The sequence below is a fragment of the Pseudomonas sp. LBUM1660 genome, assembly GCF_059695935.1.
The window spans coordinates 4,117,429-4,138,168 of record NZ_CP166795.1 but is presented as its reverse complement, the minus strand read 5'-3'; the positions used below and the strand labels follow the sequence as shown (position 1 = coordinate 4,138,168).

The following is a 20,740-nucleotide window of genomic DNA, read 5'->3' as shown; positions in this document are numbered from 1 at the left end:
ATTTTTATTACCAGCATTCACCCCTGTGGCGTGGGTTATTCAGTCAGTGCACTCAGAATGTTGTGAGCGATCTTGATTCGCTCGGCGTTCGGGTAATTCTTGTTCGCCAGAATAACGATACCGATATCTTCCGAAGGCACGAACGCGACATAAGCGCCGAAACCACCCGTCGACCCGGTCTTGTTGAACCATGCCGCGTCTTGCGCAGGTTGTGGCGGGTTCAACCACTGAACTTTGTGCGCCTCCATTGCCATTTTCGTCGAGTTGCCACTCAGCAACGTATCGAGGGTGACCGGATAGTGGTAATGCTCCCAACCCAACCCCTGCGTCATCTCGCCCACGGTGTAGAAACCGCCGTGAGTGAGGGCAATCGCTTGCTGCAATGGCTTCTCCAGCGTCGCCGGTTTCAGGTTCGCTTCAACATAACGAAGCAAATCCGCCGCGCTGGTTTTCACCCCATACGCCTCCGAGTCCAGTGCACCCGGGCTCACCCGTACCGGTTTGCCCTCCTTGCTGTAACCCTGGGCGTAAAGCCCCATCTGCTCCTGCGGCACCTTGAGGTAGGTGTGCTTGAGCCCAAGTTTGGGCAGCAGGGTTTTTTCCATCAATTCATCGAACGGCTGGCCCATGCTTTTGGCCGTCAGATAACCGGACAGCCCAAGGCTGGGGTTCGAATACTGACGGTGGGTGCCTGCGGCATAAACGGGCTTCCACTGATTGAAGTAGGCGAGCATTTTGTCTGGATGATCGGCCTCATCAGGGAACTGCAGCGGCAACCCGCCAGCGGTGTAAGTGGCGAGTTGCAACACGCTGATGGTGTCGAACGCACTGCCGCGCAGCTCAGGCCACACCTGGCTGGCCCGGTCAGACAAAGACAGTTGGCCGCTGGTCTGGGCGTAGGCCGTCAGCGTGGTGGCGAAGGTTTTACTCACCGAGCCGATTTCGAACAGGGTTTCTTTGCTGACGGGTTTACCGTCTACTTTCGACGCCACACCGTAGTTAAAGTAATGCTGCTGACCCTTCAAGGTGATCGCGACCGCGACGCCAGGGATATTCTGTTGTTGCATGACCGGGCCGACGGCGGCTTTCACCAGGGCGTCGAGTTGATCGTCGGATTTTGTTGCGGCCATACAGTGAGTTGCGCCGATCAACAGGGCGAAAGCGCTGAAGGACGCCAGTCTTGGCAGATGAAATTTGAACATGATTGGAATCACTCTCCATGAGTTGCCATTACTTTAACCGCTACACTCCGAACGGATCCAACACCGGACGGCTGACGGGCGCGCCAAATCTAGGCAGTCGGGTGAGAATCGACAAACGACGATATTTAGGGTTAGCCATTAGAAAAATTTGGGAGTGGACATGATTCGTCCTCATCTGCCGCTGAATGCATTGCGTGCCTTCGAGGCTTCCGCGCGCCATTTGAGCTTCACTCGGGCAGCGGTGGAGTTGTTCGTCACGCCGGCGGCGGTCAGTCATCAAGTCAAAAGCCTTGAAGCCCAGCTTAACGTAACGCTGTTCAAACGCTTGCCCCGCGGCCTGATGCTGACCAGTGAAGGCGAAACCTTGCTGCCAGTATTGCGCGAGTCCTTCGACCGGATTGCCGAAACCCTTGAGCGTTTAGAGGGTGGGCATTTTCGTGAAGTGATAACCGTGGGCGCTGTGGGGACGTTTGCGGTGGGTTGGCTGTTGCCGCGTCTGGCAGACTTCCAGTCGAAACATCCGTTCATAGATTTGCGCCTGTCGACCAACAACAACCGGGTGGATGTGGCTGCCGAAGGCCTGGATTACGCCATCCGGTTTGGCGCCGGAGCCTGGCACGGGATTGAAGCTTTGAAGCTGATTGACGCGCCGTTGTCGGTGCTCTGCGTCCCGGAAATCGCCGGGCAGTTGCAAGAGCCTGCGGATTTGCTCAAGCAGACGCTGTTGCGTTCCTATCGCACGGACGAGTGGCCCGAGTGGTTTCTGGCCGCCGGGTTGCCGGCCAATACACCGCCGCCCAAGAGCATCGTCTTCGACTCCTCGCTGGCCATGATGGAGGCGGCGCTACAAGGCGCCGGCATTGCCTTGGCGCCGTCGCTGATGTTTGCCCGGCAACTGGCGGCAGGGGCGATCGAGCAACCGTTCGACATCGGCATCACCACCGGTAGCTATTGGCTGACCCGCTTGCAGTCGCGCCCTGAAACGTCGGCGATGACGATGTTCAAGGAGTGGCTACTGCAAGCGGCCAAGATGAACTGACGAATACCAGCCCCCTGTGGGAGCGAGCCTGCTCGCGATGGCGGTGTAACAGTCAATGATGATGTTGAATGTTATGGCCTCATCGCGAGCACGCTCGCTCTCAGAGTGATTGCGGTGTTCAGTGCTTTAACTGATCGGCATCAGGCCACTGTGCCGGGGATTTTTATTCTTCAACCGAGACCAGCGTTATACGACTCTCCGTGCCCCCTAGCGTGGACGAGGAAAGAAAGAAGTAAGCGTAGTCTTCAAGGTAGAAAATCTTGCTGTCACGTTTGAGCTTCTGGCCAAGGTCAAACTGACAGCGCAGTTCTTTGGCGGGGCCTCTCAGCTCGCTGTTGACCTGGGCTGCGTCGAGCACACGTTGCACGGTGCATTGCACACTTTCCAGTTTCATTGTTTCGCCGTCGAGGGTGCTTCGTTCCCGTTTGCTGGCGCGCATTTCCAGTGACGCACCCACCGGCATGCGTTGCCAGTCGCCGGTGAAACTCAATTGCTGAGTGTCGGTGACGGTGGATAACGGTGGTCTGTTTCGCTTGCTGTCTGTCAGCGAATAGTGTTCTGCCAGTGGCAACAACCCTCTGAAACTGACGATGTAACGGCCGATTGGAGCCTTTTCCCGGCGCTCGCGCAATTGTCCGCTCTGAGCGTCGGTGTCGAACACCAGCGTATTTTCCGTGCTTGAGTTTGAAAAATATAAGAGCGTGTTATTGATCTTCGACACCGTGCGCTTGAGTGTCCGGGTGGGCGGCGCAAGCTTTAAATCGGTGATGGCTTTCAATACCGAAGCGGACACAGGTTCAATCTGGTAGCTCAGTGGAAGTTTGGTTCGGGCGACATACGCAGGCAGTGTCGAGCGCTGCGAGGGTGCGGCGCACGCAGCGTTCAGCAAGGTCTGGGTGTCCGCGCTGCCTTGGGTGAAGACCTGTTGCGACGGGTTGTTCAGTACCCCGCCCATGGACACCCGATCATTCGGGCCAAGCTGGAATGAGCTCAGTACTCGATAGGCCTTGCGTGCGCAGTCGACTTCGTAGCGCCCGCGAGTCTGTCCGAATAGTTGCAGGTTGGGCTTGTCGGTGAGCAGCAAGGGTTCGTCGAATCCGCCCCAGAACCGGCTGACGTTGCCCTCGGTTTTCAGGCTGCTGACGTCGATCATCACCCAGCGTGCGGCTTCAGTGCGATGGACAATGCGCCAGTCCGACGCTGCGGTGCGCGTACAGGCTTCGCTAAAGTGGGGTTTGCTGGCCAGCTCGGCTGCCAGTTCCTTGGGAATCAGAACCGTCAGCGGGGTGTGCTGGTGGCTGCCATCCGTCGTCGCGATCGGGAAGTTGTCGAGGAACAGCAGTTTGACATCGGGCACCTTGCAGTCCGCTTGCAACTGCACAACGCTCGGTAAGCCATCGCGAGTGTAAGCCGGGGTATGAACCTGAAAACTGAGCGTATCGCCGTTACGCATCACTGAGTTTTCCAAGGGTGTTTTGTTAAACACGTCTTGCACTGTCAGAACCGGCTGCCGGTAGGGAGGTGGGGCGGGAGTCACGGGTGGCGGGCTGGCACAACCGGACAATATCCCTAGCACACAGGCAGCAGCGAAACGGTTCATAAGCATTTCCAGGCGATGGCGTCACGTTCATGTGAACAGAGGACGTCGGCATCGCAAGGCAATTCTTTAATCGCACATGGCGTGCAGTCATGGCCGGGCGGGCTGCGCCGCGATGACCGCAGGGCGGCGCTCCAGATTCAACGCCAGCACACTGATCAGCACCACCACCGCGCCGACCCCGACCATCAACGTCGGCTGTTCACCCAGGGCAAACGCCGCAATGGCCATGGCGGTCGGCGGTATCAGATACAGCGTCATGGTTGCCCGACTTAAATCGATGTGGGCCAGCACAAACGCCCAGGCCAGGTAGGCGAGGGCGCTGGGGAACACGCCCAAGGCAACCACGGCCATTTGCACTTGCATCGGCGCGCTGGCGACCTTGCCGGCCAACCCCGGCAGATAAATCAGCAACAGCGCCGTCCCCGACCAGACCGTGTAACAGACTAGCGTCAAGCCGTCGTAGCGCCCGGAATGATGCTTCTGCAACGCGAAGTAAAAACTCCACGACACCGCCGCCAACAAGATCAGCAACCCGTGCGCATCAATGCTGCCCAGTCCTCGATCACCGGCCACCACAATCACCACGCCAATCAATCCCAACAGGACACACCCCCAGCGCCAGACGCTGACCCGGTCCTTGAACACAAAACGCGCCAGCAACGTGCTGAACAACGGCGTCGATTGCGCCAACACACTGGAAGCGCCTGCGCTGACACTTTGCTGGCCGATGTTCAGGGCGACGTGGTGCAGGCTCACGGCAAAGAATCCAAGGACGAACAGCAGCGGCAGATCACGAAGCTTCGGCAAACTGATGCCTTTGAACGCGGCGACGACGGCCATGAACACCGACGCGATCAGAAAGCGCAGGAGCGCCAGGTGACCGGGGTCATAGGCCTGCAATCCGATGTGGATGCCGGTCGGTGAGTAACCCCAGCAGGCGACGACAAACGCCATGGCCAGGAGAATTTTGAGGGCGTGCGCGGAGGGCTTCATGATCGATTACCGGTGGGCTTATGCACCGAGTATCGGAAGGCTAACCGTTCGCTACAACTGACTTATACTGCATCAATTGTTCACTTTGGGTGATGTATGGAGTTGGCGCAGATTCGCATGTTCAAGACCGTTGCCGAGGTTGGCAGCATCGCCCGGGCGGCGGAGCTGTTGCATTGCGTGCCGTCGAACATCACGGCACGCATCAAGTCGCTGGAAGCGGAGTTGGGTGTGGCGCTGTTTCTACGCGAGGGCCGAGGCTTGCGCATCAGCCCGGCGGGCCAGACGTTTCTGTCATACGCCTCGAAGATTCTGGCGCTGACTGTTGAAGCCAAACGCGCCGTGGACCCTTCGGCCGAACCGTCCGGCCCGCTGCGAATCGGCGCCATCGAGTCCTCGGCCACCGGTCGTCTGCCGCGTCTGCTGGCCAAGTTTCACAAGCGCTATCCCGGCGTCGCGCTGGAGTTGACCACAGGCACCTGGAGCCAGTTGCTCGATGACACGCTCAATCATCGGCTCGACGGCGCGATCGTCGCGGTGGATGTCGAGCGCTCGCAGCTCAAGCGCACGCCGATGTACCGCGAAGAGCTGCTGCTGATTGCCTCGACATCCCTGGGGCCGGTACGCGATATCGCGGATTTGCAGGACAAGACGGTGTTTATGTGGCCGCAAGGTTGTCCTTACCGGGCAGCGCTGGAGCATTGGTTGTTACGGCAAGGGCAGGCGCTGCCGATTGTCAGCCTGGCCAGTTATGGGGCAATTGTCGGGTGTGTCAGTGCCGGGGCCGGAGTCGCATTGGTGCCCAAAGGGGTGTTTGACCAATACGCCAAAGGGGCAGGGTGCGCGGGGTTTGAGTTCCCTGAGCTGACGGCCATCGACAACTTGTTTTACTGGCATGAAAACGCTGGGGTTCACCCTGCACGGGAAGCGTTTGTGGCGATGTTGCGCGAGGAGTTCGCGTAGGCGCGGGCGCAGACTGCGATCTTTGGTACGGATCTACAGGCTGACATCCCGCATCAACAACCCGAACCGCAAATCCACCGCATCCGGAATCGGCACATACACCGTATGCCCATCCCCTGGCGCCACTTCGATCGCTTCACCTTTGATGTTCTGCAACTGATGAAGATCGAAGTGGAAATTACCCTGGGGCGTCATCAGTTCCATGTGATCGCCCAGGCTAAAACGGTTCTTTACCTTCACTTGCGCCAGGCGATCACGACGCTCACCGGTCAACTCGCCAACAAACTGCTGGCGCTCTGAAACCGAGCTGCCGTGCTGATAGTTCTGGTATTCGTCATGCACATGCCGACGCAGGAAACCTTCCGTGTAGCCGCGCTGGGCCAGGGACTCCAGATCCGTCATCAAGCCGCGATCAAATTCGCGACCGGCCACGGCATCATCAATCGCGCGGCGATAGACCTGCGTGGTGCGTGCGCAATAGAAGTGCGATTTGGTCCGGCCTTCGATCTTCAGCGAGTGCACGCCCATCTGTGTCAGTCGCCCGACATGCTGCACGGCGCGCAGGTCCTTGGCATTCATGATGTAGGTGCCGTGCTCGTCCTCGAAGGCCGGCATCAATTCGTCCGGGCGATTGGCTTCCTGCAACAGAAATACCTGATCGGTCGGCGCGCCGATGCCCAGGGTCGGCTCGGGTTGAAACTGCTGGACGATTTCACCGAGCTGATTTTCCGTGGCCTGAGTCGCCGAGTATTTCCAGCGACAGGCGTTGGTGCAGCTGCCCTGATTGGCGTCGCGCTTGTTCATGTAACCCGATAACAGGCAGCGGCCGGAATAGGCCATGCACAGCGCGCCGTGGACAAACACCTCCAGCTCCATCGCCGGGACTTGCTGGCGGATTTCAGCGATTTCTTCCAGCGACAGTTCCCGAGAAAGGATGATCCGGCTCAAACCCTGTTGCTGCCAGAACTCGACACTGGCCCAGTTCACCGTGTTGGCCTGCACCGACAGGTGGATCGGCATCTGCGGGAAGTGCCGGCGCACCAACATGATCAGGCCTGGATCGGACATGATCAACGCGTCCGGCGCCATCGCAATTACGGGGGCCAGGTCGTTGAGGAAGGTCTTGAGCTTGGCGTTGTGCGGCGCGATGTTCACCACCACATAGAAGCGTTTGCCTTGGCCCTGCGCCTCGCCAATGCCAAGCGCGAGGTTGGCGTGGTCAAATTCGTTGTTGCGCACCCGCAGGCTGTACCGCGGCTGGCCGGCGTAGACCGCATCGGCACCATAGGCGAAGGCGTATCGCATGTTTTTCAAGGTGCCGGCAGGGGCGAGCAGTTCTGGAGCAAGGAGCGTCATGGCAGTGTCGATCGTAAAAGTCCGCGAGGGTAATCGCCTTGCACGCGGGGTTCATTGATCTGGATCTATGCTTGATGAATAAACGGATGGCACTCGCGCGAACCGTGGCGGACTAAGCATCAGCAACGCTCTACAAAGAGCATGGTTCCTGCGCACTGACATGGATCGGACATGAACGAAGAGACGGTACACAACAAATCGCTGGTGATCTTGCTCGGGGTGGTCACCACCGCATTTATCTGGATTTTGCTGCCGTTCTACGGCGCGGTGTTCTGGGCAGTGATCCTCGGGATTCTGTTCGCGCCGTTGCAACGCCGGATACAACTGAAGTTCGGCTGGCCGCGCAACCTGACGACGCTGCTCACCCTGAGTGTCAGCCTGGTGATTGCGATCCTTCCAGTGATCATCCTCAGTATCTTGTTGGTCCAGGAAGGGGCCGCGCTGTACAAGAGCATCGAAAGCGGCGAACTGGACATCGCGGGTTACGTGACGCATTTCAAACACAGCCTGCCGCCGTACTTCCAGCAATTGCTGGATCGGGCCGGGCTTGGCGAGCTGGATGGGCTACGGGAGAAAATCATCAAGAGTGCGGTGACTGGCAATGAGTTTGTCGCCACGCAAGTCTTTAGTTTTGGTCAGGGCACGTTCGATTTTGTGGTGGGCTTTTTCATCATGCTCTACCTGCTATTTTTCTTCCTGCGGGACGGCGCTGAATTGGCTCGTAAAGTTCGCTCGGCAGTGCCGCTTCAGGAGGGCCAGAAGCGCCGCTTGCAGCTCAAGTTCAACCGCGTGGTTCGGGCGACCGTAAAGGGCAACCTTCTGGTGGCGATTACACAGGGCGCACTGGGCGGTTTGATTTTCGGGTTTCTGGAGATTCCGAGCGCGTTGCTCTGGGCGGTATTGATGGCGTTTCTATCGCTGTTGCCAGCGGTGGGGGCGGGAATCGTCTGGGCGCCGGTTGCAGCGTTCTTCCTGTTCACGGGGGCGATCTGGCAGGGCGTAGTGCTGCTGTTGTTCGGGATTTTTGTGATCGGTCTGGTGGATAACGTGCTGCGACCAATCCTGGTGGGCAAGGACACGAAGATGCCGGACTATCTGATCCTCATCTCGACCCTGGGTGGCCTGGCGATTTTCGGCCTCAATGGCTTTGTCATCGGCCCGCTGATCGCGGCGCTGTTCATGTCGAGTTGGGCCATATTCATCGAAACCAAACCAAGGGTTCAGCTGCCTTAAGCGCTGAAATGCCCCTGCCCGATTTTTTGCGAAAGTGCCTTGGCGGCCGGCAGCGAAGTGAGCGGTCCGCTGATCGGTTCGCCGTCCTGCACCAGATACCAACAGGCGAGCAGTCCTAGCTCTCTGAGCGGTGCGGGAACGGCGCTGCCGATTACGGACATGATTTGAACCTGGGACATAAATACCTCCATCAATCGATGGAGCTACCTTACGGACCTGCCACTCGAACGGACAATCAACACTTTCGATAGTCGTCATTGACACCAGTGAGGGTTGGGCTCAGTCGACCACCAGATCAAGCATATGGACCACTTCCTGCTCGTTGAGCAGGCCTTTGCGCACCAGGTTTTCTGCCAGCAGCGAAAGAAACTTGGCGCTGCGATGGCCTTCCAGATGCTTGAGTTCGGTCAAAGCGTTGTACACCTTGCTGGAAGTGCACAAGCCGACAATGCGGTGCGGGTTTTGCGTGGGCATGAGGTCGTCCTTGTTTTTATCAACCTGTTGTTTACGGACAGATCCAAGCTTGCGGACCTGGCGTGACATAAATATGACCGTTTTGCCCAAGAAGGGGGAAGGGCGGTCGAGTCAATCTTGCCAACTTGAGCCGGCGACACTGTCCCGACAGCGACCTTGATGCGATTTTTCCAGACCTTTGCCGACGAACGGTCAAAAAAAAGCCCCGCTGATAAGGCAGGGCCTGTTGAATCTGTTACCAGCGGCCATAACCGTGGGGAGGGCCGTAGTAACCGCGCGGTGGACCGTAATAACCACGTGGCGGGCCGTAGTAAACCGGCGGTGGCCCGTAGTAGACCGGTTGCTGCACGTAGACCGGTGCAGGCTGGTAATAAACCGGTGGCGGTTGTTGCACATAAACCGGCTGTGGCTGGGCGTAAACCGGTTGCTGCACATAGACCGGCCGGTTGCTGTTGATGATGGCCGAGCCGACGATTGCCGAACCAACGATCGCGCCAAATACCGCTGGACCCTGCCAACCGTGACCGCCGCCAGCCTCTGCCTGCCCTGTGATAGCAAGAGCACCGAGCAGCAAGGCAACTGTGGGGACTTTACGGATCATGATAATTCCTCGGTTCTTCGACCCGGCGCTTGCGTCTGCAATAGACCCAAGGATTGTCGCGGGGATACAGCTAAGACAGCGTTTTTTTGAAATTCAGCACAGCCGCTGGGTAAATTTTGTGTAAGGTCTGTACCGGCTTCTTTACGGGCCCGGCGAACCTGCCCAGGCACGCTGTAATGATCGATCAGAGCACGATGGAATGGCTAATCCCGTCCATCTGAAAGTGCTTATGAAGGAGATGTTTCATGCAGATGAACCCCAACCGAGACACCCAGCTGTGCATGTCGCTTTCCGGGCGTCCCGGCAACTTCGGCCTGCGGTTTCACAATCATCTGTATGAACAGTTGGGCCTGAATTTTTACTACAAGGCGTTCAGCAGTCAGGATCTTCCCGGTGCCGTTGGCGGCATTCGTGCACTGGGCATTCGTGGCTGCGGCGTGTCGATGCCGTTCAAGGAGGCCTGCATTGCGCTGGTCGATGAGCTGGACGCGTCGGCGGCGGCTATTCAATCGATCAATACCATCGTCAACACCAACGGCCACCTCAAGGCCTACAACACCGATTACATCGCCATCGCCCAGTTGCTTGAAACCCATCAGGTGCCGAAGGAGTCGACCTTTGCCCTGCGCGGCAGCGGCGGCATGGCCAAAGCCGTGGCCAGTGCCTTGCGCGATGGCGGCTATAAAAACGGCTTGATCGTGGCCCGTAACGAACGTGCCGGGCGGGCGTTGGCTGAGTCTCTGGGTTATCAGTGGCAGGCGGAACTGGGCACTCAGCGTCCGCAGATGTTGATCAACGTCACGCCGATTGGCATGAGCGGCGGCCCTGAGGCCGATCAACTCGCATTCGACGCTGAAACCATCGCTGCTGCCGAGACTGTCTTCGATGTGGTGGCGATTCCCTCGGAAACACCGCTTATCGTGCGCGGGCGCGCCGAGGGCAAGCGCGTCATTACCGGGCTGGAAGTGATCGCGATCCAGGCGCTGGAACAGTTTGTCCTGTACACCGGCGTGCGGCCGACGGATGAGCAGTTCAAGAAAGCGGTGGAGTTTGCTCGCAGCTGATCCTCAGGATAATGGTTGGCTTTACCGGCCCCTTCGCGAGCAAGCCCGCTCCCACAGTGGATCGGCGTCAAACACAGGCGCTGTGCTCACCGCAGATCCACTGTGGGAGCGGGCTTGCTCGCGAATGCCGCACCTCGGTCCCCAGGGCTAGCCCATTCAGTTGCCGCAAATTACCCCGCCTATACTCCCCGCCAGCAAGCCAAGACTTGCCGTCCCAAAAAACAAACCGTGACCGAGGTTCCCATGCATCCCCCTATTCTCAATCTGAATCAGGTCGAACTCGAACGGTTGCCCGAAGCCCTGGCGCCCACCGGTGATACCGCCGGCCGCTACCAGCAAAGAATGGCCTGCGTCGGCCAGCAACTGGGTGCGCAAAAGCTCGGTTATCGGTTGTACGTGCTGGAACCAGGCATGCGTGGCAGCCCGTTTCACAGTCATCGGGTCAACGAGGAGATGTTTTACGTCGTGGCCGGGGAAGGGCAGGTTCGCCTCGGTGCCGAGCGTTTTCCGATCCGCGCCGGTGACGTGATCGCCTGCCCGCCGGGCGGTCCTGAAGCCGCTCACCAGATCATCAACAACAGCAAGGGCGAACTGCGCTACCTGGCGGTCAGCACCCAGCAATCGCCGGAGATTTGCGAGTACCCGGATTCCGGAAAATACGTGGTGATGGACGACTTCAAGGTCGACGCCGAAGGCAATGCCTCAGGCTTCGTCGCCATCGCCCGAGCGGGCGACGGCGTTGATTACTGGGATGGTGAGTAGCACTCCCTTTGTAGGAGCGAGGCTTGCCCGCGAAGGCGATTCCATATCCAACATTATCGTTGAATTGAAAATCGCTTTCGCAGGCAAGCCTCGCTCCTACAAATCACCGTGTTGGTTATTCGAGGCGGGCCAGGCGTTCTTCGAGTGCGGCAATCCGCGCTTCAAGCTCTTCGATCCGCTCTACGGATACGCCGCTACCGGCACCGCGTTCGGCCGGGTTTTGCCGGGCGGCGAGGATGACTTCGATATCCGCCGGGTCCCCCAGCGCATGCATATAACGGTCTTCGCGCTGCCCGGCCTGACGGGGGATCAGTAGCGCCAGTCCGCGAGCAATCAACCGTTCCAGTTGATGCACCACCTGTTCGGCGTCTTCAAAATCATGCATGCGGCCGCTGCGGGTCAGCAGTTCATTGACCGTCTGCGGGCCTCGCAGAAACAGCAATCCCGCCAGAATCACCTGGGCCGGCACCAGTTCCAGCGCCTTGTCGACCTTATGCTCCCAGCGATCGGCACGGCTGCCCATCACCAGTTTGGTAAAGCCGCGACCTTCAAGGGTGCGCAGGCTCTGGCCGACCTGGCCTTGTGTCAGGTTCATCACCGGTTCGCGACTGGTTTTCTGGTTGCAGGCGATCACCAGCGCATTGAGGGTCAGCGGATAGGTTTCCGGGCTGGTGGCCTGCTTCTCGATCAACGAGCCCAGAATGCGGATTTCCGTGCTGTTGAGGCGCGGCTCGTCGAAGGTCGTCTCTTGCTCAATGCTCATTGTTCTGCGTCCTTTCCCGGTTTCATATTCTTCTCCTGCCGGCATGCACTTTAAATCGGCGTGCGCCAATGGCAACTGAATTCGTCGCTCCCGCTATGAAATGGTCATAAAACCAACATCAAACCATAACGCTATTTTTACAATCTGGCGGGCACCGTGTGCATGGCTGCGGACCACTGGCGCACATGGCCGGCGCAACGCCATGGCGTATCGACGACGTCACTGGCCTTAACGATTTCACCCTGGAGCAAGGCATGAAGCTGACGTTGGTATCGACCCGCAATAATGCGCTCATCGGCGTGGCCCCGCTATGACCGTTCTGGTCACCGGCGCCGCAGGATTCATCGGCTTTCACACGGCCAAGCGTCTGTGTGAGCAAGGTATTGATGTGGTCGGCATCGATAATCTCAACGACTACTACAGCGTGGAACTCAAACACGCACGGCTCAAGGAGCTGAGCGCCTTGTCCGGTTTTCATTTCAAGGTGCTGGACATTGTCGACAAGCCAGCCTTGATAACCTTGTTCAAGGATCACGGTTTCACCGAGGTCATCCATCTGGCTGCCCAGGCCGGCGTTCGTTACTCGCTGGACAGCCCGGACGTATATGCGCAATCGAACCTGCTGGGTTTTCTGAATGTGCTGGAAGCCTGCCGACATTATCGCCCCAAGCATCTGATTTATGCGTCGAGCAGCTCGGTGTACGGCACCAACAGCAAAATGCCTTTTAGCGTTGAAGATGCCGTCGATCACCCGATTTCGCTGTATGCCGCCAGCAAACGCGCGAATGAGCTGATGGCCCACAGCTATTGCCACCTGTATGGACTCAAGGCCAGCGGCCTGCGGTTTTTTACCGTTTACGGACCTTGGGGGCGCCCCGACATGGCGCTGTTCAAATTCACCCACGCGATTCTCAACGACAAACCAGTCGACCTCTACAACCAGGGCCAGATGTCGCGCGACTTCACCTACATCGACGACATCGTTGAAAGCATTGCGCGCCTGCGCCCACGACCGCCGTTGCCGGACAGCACTGGCGAGGGTGCCAACCGGATTTACAACATCGGCCGCGGCATGCCGGTGGCGCTGCTGGATTTCGTCGGCTGCCTTGAGTCGACGTTAGGGATTCAGGCCCGGCGCAACTTTCTGCCGCTCCAGGCGGGCGACGTGGTCAAGACCTGGGCGGACGTGTCGGCATTGGCGCAGTGGGTCGATTTTCGTCCGCAAGTGACGGTTGAAACCGGCGTCGCGGAATTCGTGAAGTGGTATCGCCACTTTTATCAGAGATGAAATGTTGGCCCTCGATCATAAAAATCCAGGGTAATAGGGGCCTCTATGAACCAAGACATATTTGTATCCGTGCTGATCCCGGCAAAGAACGAAGCGAACAATCTCAAATCGCTGCTCGAGGAAATCCGTATCGCACTGGTCGATGAGGCGTATGAAATCATCGTCGTGGACGACGGCAGTACTGACGCCACTTTGCAGGAACTGCGACACAGCAAATACAGTGGTTTGAGCACGTTGCGCATCCTGCGCCATGAGCGTTCGCTGGGGCAGAGCACTTCGCTCTACCATGCGGCGCTCGCTGCCCGGGGCCTATGGCTGGCCACGCTCGATGGCGACGGTCAAAACGACCCCGCGGATATTCCTGGCATGCTGGCGTTGGTGCGCAGTGAGCAGGGCATCGTCGACCTTCAATTGGTCGCCGGGCACCGGGTCAACCGCCGCGATAGCGCGAGCAAGCGCTGGGCCTCGCGGTTTGCCAATGGGCTGCGCAGCCGCATGCTCAAGGATCAGACACCCGACACGGGTTGCGGGTTGAAACTGATCCAGCGGGCCGCGTTTCTGCGCTTGCCGTACTTCGACCATATGCACCGCTTCATTCCTGCGCTGATCCAGCGCCACAACGGCCGCATGATCACCCACCCGGTCAATCATCGACCGCGCACGGCCGGGGTCTCCAAATACGGCAACATCGACCGCGCCCTGGTGGGAATTCTCGATCTGGTCGGCGTCTGGTGGCTGATCAAGCGCACGCGACTGAACAGCCGTGCGCAGGAGATGGAAGGATGAACCTGTCCCGCGAGACCCTGTGGCTGGTGGTCGGATTCAGTGGCCAGATCGCCTTTACCGGACGCTTTGTCCTGCAGTGGCTGTACAGCGAATACAAAAAACGCAGCGTGATACCGGTGAGCTTCTGGTATCTGAGCATCGTCGGCAGTGCGCTGTTGTTCGCTTATGCCATTTACCGACAGGATCCGGTGTTCATCGCCGGTCAGGCGTTCGGCTCCATCGTTTACTTGCGCAACCTGCAATTGATTTCCCGCAGCAAAACCTTGAAGGACTGACCCGTGCGCCGAACCCTGTCACCCAGCGTTGAATGTCTGGGACTGATGTTGCTTGCTCTTTTACTGGTCGGCGCAGGACTCGGCCTGCGTCAGCCGCAGAATGTCGATGAGGAGCGATTCCTCGGCGTTGCGCTGGAGATGCTGCACAACGGTTCTTGGTTGATTCCGCACCGAGCCGCCGAAATCTACGGCGATAAACCACCGATTTTCATGTGGACGGTGGCGTTTTTCACCTGGATCACCGGGATGCCCGCCCTTGCCCTTTATATTCCGGGGCTTTTGTCTGCCACATCGGTCACGGCCATGCTCTACGACTTGGGCCGAAGGCTATGGAATCAGCGTGCCGGTCGGACGGCAGCGCTCCTGTACCTGGCGACGTATCAGACGTACAGCATTTTGCGGACCGGTCAGATCGACAGCTTTCTGATTCTGTTTACCTCGCTTGGGCTGTACGGCCTGGTGCGTCATCTGCTACTTGGGCCGGCCTGGCGTTGGTTTTACGTTGGGTGCGCGGCCATGGGGATTGGTGTGATCACCAAAGGGGTCGGCTTCGTCCCGGCATTGATGTTGATTCCGTATGCCTACGCCGTGCGCAAAGGCTGGCCCGGTGTGGTGGCCATGCCGGGCGCGGCGCGCAAGTGGTGCCTGGGTTTTTTGGTGGTGCTTGGCGCCATCGCGATCTGGTTGCTGCCCCTGGCGGTGTCCATCGTATTCAATGGCGCCACTGACGAAGTCGCCTATGCGCGGGAAATTCTTCTGCGCCAGACGGCGGCGCGCTATGCGGCAGCCTGGGATCATAGAGAACCGTTCTGGTATTTCTTCGTCAACGTCATCCCGCAATATTGGCTGCCGCTGGTGCTCGCGTTGCCATGGCTGGTGCCCGCCTGGCGCCGGCAACTGCGCAAGCGCGACGGACGAGTGCTGGTGTTGCTGGGGTGGGTCGTGCTGGTCGTGCTGTTTTTCTGCCTGAGCAGCGGCAAGCGCAAGCTGTACATCTATCCGGCGCTGCCGGGGCTGGTGCTGATCGCTGCGCCGCTGATTCCGTGGCTGTTCAAGCGCTGGTTCAGCCAGTGCCCGCGGGGGTGGCGGGTATTTCAGGTGGTGGCCGTGGCCTGGTTCACGCTGTGGTTCGCCCGCGGTTTTATCGAGCCGGTCAAGGACGGACCCAATCCTCACAAGGCACTGATGGTGCAAGCAGCGCAGATGACCCAAGGCGCGGACCTGGTGTTGGTCAACTGGCGCGAGGGCCATTGGTTGTTTGCCCAACAGCCGATCGTTCATTTCGGAATGACCCGGTCAACGGTCGAGCAGGCGGCGCAATGGTTGCGCGAACACCGTCAGTCATACGCGTTGGTGCCGGATGAACTGCTCAGCCAGTGCTTCAATCCCCAGGCTGCCCATGAACTGGGTCAGACCTCGCGTGCGCAGTGGTCGATCGTCGGAGCCGATGCCGATAACGGTCGTTGTCATCCTGGCCCGCCCGCCACTATCTATCGCTTCACCTGGGACCGCGCATCGCTATAATCGCCCCACGTTTCCCTCCTGTCACCACACGAGACTGTCATGACCATTTCCCTGTATGCCGCTTCCGTTCCTGTTTTCAAACAAATGCTCAACGCCCTGAGCGACGTTCTGAACAAGGCCGAAGCCCACGCCACCGCCAAGAACATCGACCCCAATGCATTCCTGCAAGCCCGCCTGTACCCGGACATGTTCCCGCTGGTGCGTCAGGTGCAGATCGCCGTTGATTTCGCCAAAGGCGTTTCCTCGCGCCTGGCCGAGATCGAAGTGCCGAAGTACGACGACACCGAAACCACCTTCGCTGAACTGCAAGCCTTGATCGCCAAGGTTCTGGCTTACATCGGCGAGATCAAGCCTGAGCAGATCGATGGCAAGGAAGGCATTGAGATCGTGACGCGTCCAGGCACCCCTAAAGAGAAGCGCTTCAGTGGCCAGGCTTACTTGCTGACCTACGGCCTGCCGCAGTTCTTCTTCCACGTCACCACCGCTTACGCACTGCTGCGTCACAACGGCGTGGAAGTGGGCAAGCGCGACTACATGGGCGCGTTCTAAACCGCCCGCGCACAAAAAAGCCCGCCAAGGTGCAAGCCTTGGCGGGCTTTTTGTTTGACTCTACGGATCAGGGGATATCGTGCTTGGCGGCTCACGCCAAACCTGTAGGAGCCAGGTTTGCCTGCGAAGGCGTCATTGAGATCGCCTTCGCCGGCAAGCCTGGCTCCTACAAGGGGCGGTGTTACGCCAGACGTTCTGCTTTCGCTTCTTCACCGAGGCACGCCGCGGCGGTGAACAGCACGTCCGTAGACGAGTTCAACGCAGTCTCTGCAGAATCCTGCAACACACCAATAATGAAACCCACCGCCACCACCTGCATGGCGATTTCACTCGGAATGCCGAACAGGCTGCACGCCAGAGGAATCAGCAATAACGAACCGCCGGCCACGCCCGAAGCGCCACACGCACAAATCGCCGCCACCACACTGAGCAGAATGGCCGTCGGAATGTCCACGGCGATGCCCAAGGTATGCACGGCCGCCAAGGTCAGCACGGTGATGGTGATCGCCGCGCCGGCCATATTAATGGTGGCGCCCAGCGGGATCGATACCGAATACGTGTCTTCATGCAGGCCCAGGCGCTTGCTCAATTCCAGGTTGACCGGAATGTTCGCCGCCGAACTGCGGGTGAAGAACGCGGTGATGCCGCTTTCCCGCAGGCAGGTCAGCACCAACGGATACGGGTTGCGACGCAGTTTCCAGAACACAATCACCGGGTTCATCACCAGCGCCACAAACAACATGCAGCCCAGCAGCACGGCCAGCAGATGCACATAGCCGATCAGTGCACCGAAGCCGGAGGTGGCCAGGGTCGACGCGACGAGGCCGAAGATCCCCAGCGGTGCGAAACGAATCACCAGGCGCACGATCAGGGTCACGCCATTGGACAGGTCGCCGAGTACCTCGCGAGTTGTGTCACCGGCATGGCGAATCGCAATGCCCATGCCGATCGCCCAGGCCAGAATGCCGATGAAGTTGGCGTTCATCAGCGCACTGACCGGATTATCGACCACGCTCAGCAGCAGGCTTTGCAACACTTCGCTGATGCCGCCCGGCGCAGTCACGGCAACGTCATGGGTGGACAGCACCAGACTTGACGGAAACATCATGCTGGCAACAACCGCAACCACCGCCGCGGCAAACGTACCCAGCAGGTACAAAAACAGAATCGGACGGATGTGGGTTTCCTGGCCGTGCTTGTGGTTGGCGATCGAGGCCATGACCAGCACGAACACCAGAATCGGCGCGACGGCTTTCAGTGCCGAGACGAAGACCTTACCGATGAACGCTGTGGACTTCGCCGCGTCCGGCGCGATCAGCGCCAGGGCAATCCCGGCGATCAGGCCGATGATGATTTGCGAGACCAGGCTCAGGCTTTTCAAACGTTGCAATAGCGAGGGGGATGGAGCAGTCATAAAACGGCATCTCTGATTATTAGGTGCGGGGGTGTCGCGACATCAATGCCAGCGAATGGCCGATGAACAGGGTGTACGTATCGCAGGGCGCGGACTTTATCACAGCGTGGTCTTTATCCTTCAGACCTGTGACGATCTGCCGCCCGCGCGATCAACGAGATCGGCAGGTTCGTGCAACCCTGATCGGAAACACTCTGTTAAGATTGCGCATCCTCATTTTCAAGTCATGCCAGTGGGCCTTCGGGCTATCGCTGGTGTCGTCGTTTTCTGGAGTTCTGCATGCTGTTGCCCATCCTTCTGTTGTCGGCCGCCGGTTTCACGGTGCTGACCACGGAATTCATCATCGTCGGCCTGTTGCCGGCGATTGCCCGAGACCTGGACGTCAGCGTTCCCCAAGCGGGTTTGCTGGTGACCTTGTTCGCCTTTACCGTTGCTGCGTTCGGGCCGTTCCTGACCGCGTACTTCGCAAGGTTCGAGCGGCGCAAGCTGTTCATCTCGGTGCTGATTATGTTCGGCCTGGCCAACACCCTCGCGGCGTTTGCGCCGAACATCTGGGTGATGTCCATTGCCCGGCTGATCCCGGCGCTGGGGCTGCCGGTGTTCTGGGCGCTGGCCAGTGAAACCGCCGTGGACATTGTCGGGCCGGATTACGCCGGGCGGGCGATCGCCAAGATTGGTTTCGGCATTGTCTGCGCCACGGTGTTCGGCATTCCGGTGGGCACGCTGATTTCCGATGCGTTCGGCTGGCGCAGTGCCTTCGGCATTCTGGCGGTGATCGCGTTTGCCAAGGCGTTGCTGCTGTTTATCTACCTGCCGAAAACCAACCTGCATCAGCATCAGGTGAGCTTCCGGTCGCAGTTCAAGATTCTCCGTAGCCCGTTGATGCTGGGCCATGTGCTGCTGTCGATCCTGGTATTCAGCGGCATGTTCACCGCTTACACCTACTTGGCGGATATCCTCGAACGCCTCGCCGGTTTCAACGGCACGGTGGTCGGCTGGTGCCTGATGGGATTCGGTGCGGTCGGTCTGATCGGCAACTCATTGGGCGGCCGCGCGGTGGATCGTCATCCGCTGATGGCTTCGATGATGTTCTGCGCGTTCATGATCGCGGGCATGGTGGCGTTGGTGCCGAACATTCATTCGCCACTGGGTCTGGCGGCGGCGATGGGGATCTGGGGCGTGACCCAGGCCGCGTTGTTCCTGGTCAGCCATGTGCGCTTGATGAAGGCTGCACCCGAGGCGCCGGCGTTTGCCGCGTCGCTGAACATCGCCGGGGCCAACCTCGGGATCGGCCTGGGTGCGATGGTTGGCGGACGCGTGATCGACAGCGTTGGCCTGGGTGGGCTGGGTTTTGCGGCCGCCGCGTTTATCCTGGTTTCGATTCTCCTGGCCATGGCGCTGATGACCATGAAACCTCGCGAAATCTGCGCCTGACCTTCACAGCTCGGTGAACAGCTCGCGTCGGGCACCTTCGGTAATCGCCACAATGCCGGGGTGCTTGACCTTGCGTTCCACTGAAATGGCGTAGAACGACTCCGTCACAGCGTCGGTCTGGCCAATCAACTCCACGCCGTATTGGCGTTTCACTTCGTCGGCAATCACGCTCGGTCCGATGAAAATCCCGCTGCCCGATTGACCGAAAGCCTGCATCAGCGCGCTGTCGTCGAACTCACCGACAATGCGCGGCTGGATCTGCTGCTCGGCAAACCAGCGCTGCAAGCGACTGCGTACCACCGTTTCCGGTCCGGGAATCAATAGCGGTGCGCCGTGCAGGCTGCGGGGAAAATCCTGGCCATACTGCGCCGCCAGCTCGGCGGTGGCGAAGAAGCTGATCCCGCATTCACCGAGTTTTTGGCTGTAACCCTTGATGTCCAGGTGCGAGGGCATCGGGCTGTCGGAGATCACCAGGTCCAGACGCTGGATCGCCAGGTCGGCGAGCAAACGTTCGAGTTTGTCTTCACGACAGGTAATGCGCAGCGGTTCGCTCAATTCCATGGTCGGCGCGATCAGGCGATAGACGATGGATTTGGGCACCACATCGGCGACGCCTACCCTAAACAGGATCTGCTGTTCGTTGGGCTGTGCCCGCAGCATCAACTCCAATTCGCCGCCCAGCTGAAACATCTGCTCGGCGTAGGGCAGGGTTTGACGCCCGGCCTCCGTCAGCTCAAGCTGCCGACCGACGCGTCGGAACAGCTCGATGCCATAGGTTTGTTCGAGCAGGGAAATCTGCCCGCTGATGGTCTGGGGCGTCAGGTTCAGTTGCTCGCAAGCGCGCACAATGCTGCCGGTCTTGGCCACCACCCAGAAGTAATGCAATTGCCGATAATTCAACATGCTGTCTATATCCCCTGGTACACATCCCCTGTACGAGCGAGGCTTGCCCGCGAAGAACGATGACGCGGTCTTCCTGAAGGACCGCGTCATCGTTCTTCGCGGGCAAGCCTCGCTCCTACAATTAATCCTGGATTCGTAAAAACCGAAGTATAACCGCTAAAAATACGAATTTTCATGAAGTGTTTGCCTCCCTAGAATGCCTCGCTATCAACGGGCCATCGTTTCGGCCCGTTTTGTTCTATCGAGGAAAACATCATGAAGCTTAAAACCACGGCACTGCTGATTGCGTCTTTACTGGTATTGGCCGGTTGCGACCAGGCCGAGAAAAGCGCTCAGCAATTGATGGGCAAGGCCGCCGAAACCGCCAAACAGGCGATCGATGACACCCACAAAGCCGCCGAAGAGGCGATCAGTGATGCCACCGGCGGCCTGATCAGCAAGAAAGAATCATCGGGCGAAGACAAGCAGAAAACCGAATCTTCGTCCCAGGAAATCTAAACCGTTCAAACGAGTCAGGACT

The 20,740-nt window shown here is 58.9% G+C and carries 23 protein-coding genes; 13 read left to right on the top strand and 10 right to left on the bottom strand.

Going from position 1 to position 20,740, the window contains the following annotated elements; genetic code table 11:
• Positions 1–35 precede the first annotated feature (35 nt).
• Complete coding sequence (gene ampC, locus ACA068_RS19395; protein WP_497304034.1) at positions 36–1,202, bottom strand: class C beta-lactamase; 1,167 nt, start codon at positions 1,200–1,202, stop codon at positions 36–38.
• Positions 1,203–1,362: 160 nt separating this feature from the next.
• Here ampC and ACA068_RS19390 point away from each other — a divergent pair, with 160 nt between their 5' ends.
• Positions 1,363–2,241: a LysR family transcriptional regulator gene (locus ACA068_RS19390; protein ID WP_497304032.1), complete on the top strand. Its 879-nt coding sequence runs from the start codon at positions 1,363–1,365 to the stop codon at positions 2,239–2,241.
• A gap of 163 nt (positions 2,242–2,404) precedes the next feature.
• Here the strand turns inward: ACA068_RS19390 and ACA068_RS19385 are convergent, their stop codons facing one another.
• Positions 2,405–3,694 carry a hypothetical protein gene (locus ACA068_RS19385; protein WP_497304030.1) on the bottom strand — a complete coding sequence of 430 codons (1,290 nt, stop codon included), beginning with the start codon at positions 3,692–3,694 and terminating at the stop codon, positions 2,405–2,407.
• Between the two features lie 234 nt (positions 3,695–3,928).
• Positions 3,929–4,834: a DMT family transporter gene (locus ACA068_RS19380; protein ID WP_497304028.1), complete on the bottom strand. Its 906-nt coding sequence runs from the start codon at positions 4,832–4,834 to the stop codon at positions 3,929–3,931.
• Positions 4,835–4,930: 96 nt separating this feature from the next.
• Here ACA068_RS19380 and ACA068_RS19375 point away from each other — a divergent pair, with 96 nt between their 5' ends.
• Positions 4,931–5,794 carry a LysR substrate-binding domain-containing protein gene (locus ACA068_RS19375; RefSeq protein WP_131061944.1) on the top strand — a complete coding sequence of 288 codons (864 nt, stop codon included), beginning with the start codon at positions 4,931–4,933 and terminating at the stop codon, positions 5,792–5,794.
• A 33-nt stretch (positions 5,795–5,827) separates the two neighbouring features.
• On the opposite strand, the gene trhP is transcribed toward ACA068_RS19375, so the two are convergent.
• A complete protein-coding gene (gene trhP / locus ACA068_RS19370) occupies positions 5,828–7,150 on the bottom strand; it encodes a prephenate-dependent tRNA uridine(34) hydroxylase TrhP (RefSeq protein WP_497304026.1) in 1,323 nt (440 codons plus the stop codon).
• Between the two features lie 171 nt (positions 7,151–7,321).
• Between trhP and ACA068_RS19365 the strand changes: the two genes are divergently transcribed.
• Positions 7,322–8,383 carry an AI-2E family transporter gene (locus ACA068_RS19365; protein ID WP_497304024.1) on the top strand — a complete coding sequence of 354 codons (1,062 nt, stop codon included), beginning with the start codon at positions 7,322–7,324 and terminating at the stop codon, positions 8,381–8,383.
• Here the strand turns inward: ACA068_RS19365 and ACA068_RS19360 are convergent.
• The 3 genes from ACA068_RS19360 to ACA068_RS19350 all read right to left on the bottom strand — a co-directional run bounded on the left by ACA068_RS19360 (position 8,380) and on the right by ACA068_RS19350 (position 9,458).
• Positions 8,380–8,562, bottom strand: coding sequence for a hypothetical protein (locus tag ACA068_RS19360; RefSeq protein WP_497304022.1), 183 nt, complete (start codon positions 8,560–8,562; stop codon positions 8,380–8,382). The genes ACA068_RS19365 and ACA068_RS19360 overlap by 4 nt on opposite strands.
• Before the next feature lie 100 nt (positions 8,563–8,662).
• The gene (locus ACA068_RS19355) at positions 8,663–8,857 is read right to left on the bottom strand and encodes a hypothetical protein (RefSeq protein ID WP_003179723.1); all 195 of its coding nucleotides are present in this window, start codon (positions 8,855–8,857) and stop codon (positions 8,663–8,665) included.
• A 235-nt stretch (positions 8,858–9,092) separates the two neighbouring features.
• Positions 9,093–9,458 carry a hypothetical protein gene (locus ACA068_RS19350; RefSeq protein WP_497304020.1) on the bottom strand — a complete coding sequence of 122 codons (366 nt, stop codon included), beginning with the start codon at positions 9,456–9,458 and terminating at the stop codon, positions 9,093–9,095.
• A gap of 245 nt (positions 9,459–9,703) precedes the next feature.
• Between ACA068_RS19350 and ACA068_RS19345 the strand changes: the two genes are divergently transcribed.
• Together ACA068_RS19345 and ACA068_RS19340 are read left to right on the top strand one after the other, a co-directional pair.
• On the top strand, positions 9,704–10,522 hold the full coding sequence (locus ACA068_RS19345) for a shikimate 5-dehydrogenase (RefSeq protein WP_497304018.1): 819 nt from the start codon (positions 9,704–9,706) through the stop codon (positions 10,520–10,522).
• Positions 10,523–10,765: 243 nt separating this feature from the next.
• The gene (locus tag ACA068_RS19340) at positions 10,766–11,284 is read left to right on the top strand and encodes a cupin domain-containing protein (RefSeq protein ID WP_497304016.1); all 519 of its coding nucleotides are present in this window, start codon (positions 10,766–10,768) and stop codon (positions 11,282–11,284) included.
• Between the two features lie 115 nt (positions 11,285–11,399).
• Here ACA068_RS19340 and ACA068_RS19335 read toward each other — a convergent pair whose 3' ends face one another.
• Positions 11,400–12,047: a YceH family protein gene (locus tag ACA068_RS19335; RefSeq protein ID WP_497304014.1), complete on the bottom strand. Its 648-nt coding sequence runs from the start codon at positions 12,045–12,047 to the stop codon at positions 11,400–11,402.
• Between the two features lie 158 nt (positions 12,048–12,205).
• Between ACA068_RS19335 and ACA068_RS19330 the strand changes: the two genes are divergently transcribed.
• From ACA068_RS19330 to ACA068_RS19305, 6 genes are read left to right on the top strand one after another with little or no spacing between them, the layout of a single operon-like run.
• The gene (locus tag ACA068_RS19330) at positions 12,206–12,361 is read left to right on the top strand and encodes a hypothetical protein (RefSeq protein ID WP_497304012.1); all 156 of its coding nucleotides are present in this window, start codon (positions 12,206–12,208) and stop codon (positions 12,359–12,361) included.
• Positions 12,358–13,335: an NAD-dependent epimerase gene (locus ACA068_RS19325; RefSeq protein WP_497304010.1), complete on the top strand. Its 978-nt coding sequence runs from the start codon at positions 12,358–12,360 to the stop codon at positions 13,333–13,335. Before ACA068_RS19330 ends, ACA068_RS19325 begins: the two co-directional genes overlap by 4 nt.
• 45 nt (positions 13,336–13,380) lie before the next feature.
• Positions 13,381–14,121: a glycosyltransferase family 2 protein gene (locus ACA068_RS19320; RefSeq protein ID WP_497304008.1), complete on the top strand. Its 741-nt coding sequence runs from the start codon at positions 13,381–13,383 to the stop codon at positions 14,119–14,121.
• A complete protein-coding gene (locus tag ACA068_RS19315) occupies positions 14,118–14,396 on the top strand; it encodes a lipid-A-disaccharide synthase N-terminal domain-containing protein (RefSeq protein ID WP_497304006.1) in 279 nt (92 codons plus the stop codon). Before ACA068_RS19320 ends, ACA068_RS19315 begins: the two co-directional genes overlap by 4 nt.
• A 3-nt stretch (positions 14,397–14,399) precedes the next feature.
• A complete protein-coding gene (locus tag ACA068_RS19310; RefSeq protein WP_497304004.1) occupies positions 14,400–15,920 on the top strand; it encodes an ArnT family glycosyltransferase in 1,521 nt (506 codons plus the stop codon).
• A 39-nt stretch (positions 15,921–15,959) separates the two neighbouring features.
• Positions 15,960–16,469: a DUF1993 domain-containing protein gene (locus tag ACA068_RS19305; protein ID WP_461975026.1), complete on the top strand. Its 510-nt coding sequence runs from the start codon at positions 15,960–15,962 to the stop codon at positions 16,467–16,469.
• 181 nt (positions 16,470–16,650) lie between these two features.
• Here the strand turns inward: ACA068_RS19305 and sstT are convergent, their stop codons facing one another.
• The gene (sstT, locus tag ACA068_RS19300) at positions 16,651–17,883 is read right to left on the bottom strand and encodes a serine/threonine transporter SstT (protein WP_497304003.1); all 1,233 of its coding nucleotides are present in this window, start codon (positions 17,881–17,883) and stop codon (positions 16,651–16,653) included.
• Positions 17,884–18,162: 279 nt separating this feature from the next.
• On the opposite strand from sstT, the gene ACA068_RS19295 reads away from it, so the two are divergent.
• On the top strand, positions 18,163–19,317 hold the full coding sequence (locus tag ACA068_RS19295) for an MFS transporter (protein WP_497304001.1): 1,155 nt from the start codon (positions 18,163–18,165) through the stop codon (positions 19,315–19,317).
• A 3-nt stretch (positions 19,318–19,320) separates the two neighbouring features.
• On the opposite strand, the gene nhaR is transcribed toward ACA068_RS19295, so the two are convergent.
• Positions 19,321–20,220, bottom strand: coding sequence for a transcriptional activator NhaR (gene nhaR, locus ACA068_RS19290; RefSeq protein WP_010458685.1), 900 nt, complete (start codon positions 20,218–20,220; stop codon positions 19,321–19,323).
• Positions 20,221–20,475: 255 nt separating this feature from the next.
• On the opposite strand from nhaR, the gene ACA068_RS19285 reads away from it, so the two are divergent.
• Entirely contained in the window at positions 20,476–20,718 is a 243-nt protein-coding gene (locus ACA068_RS19285; RefSeq protein WP_497303999.1) for a hypothetical protein, read from the top strand.
• The last annotated feature ends 22 nt before the right edge of the window (positions 20,719–20,740 follow it).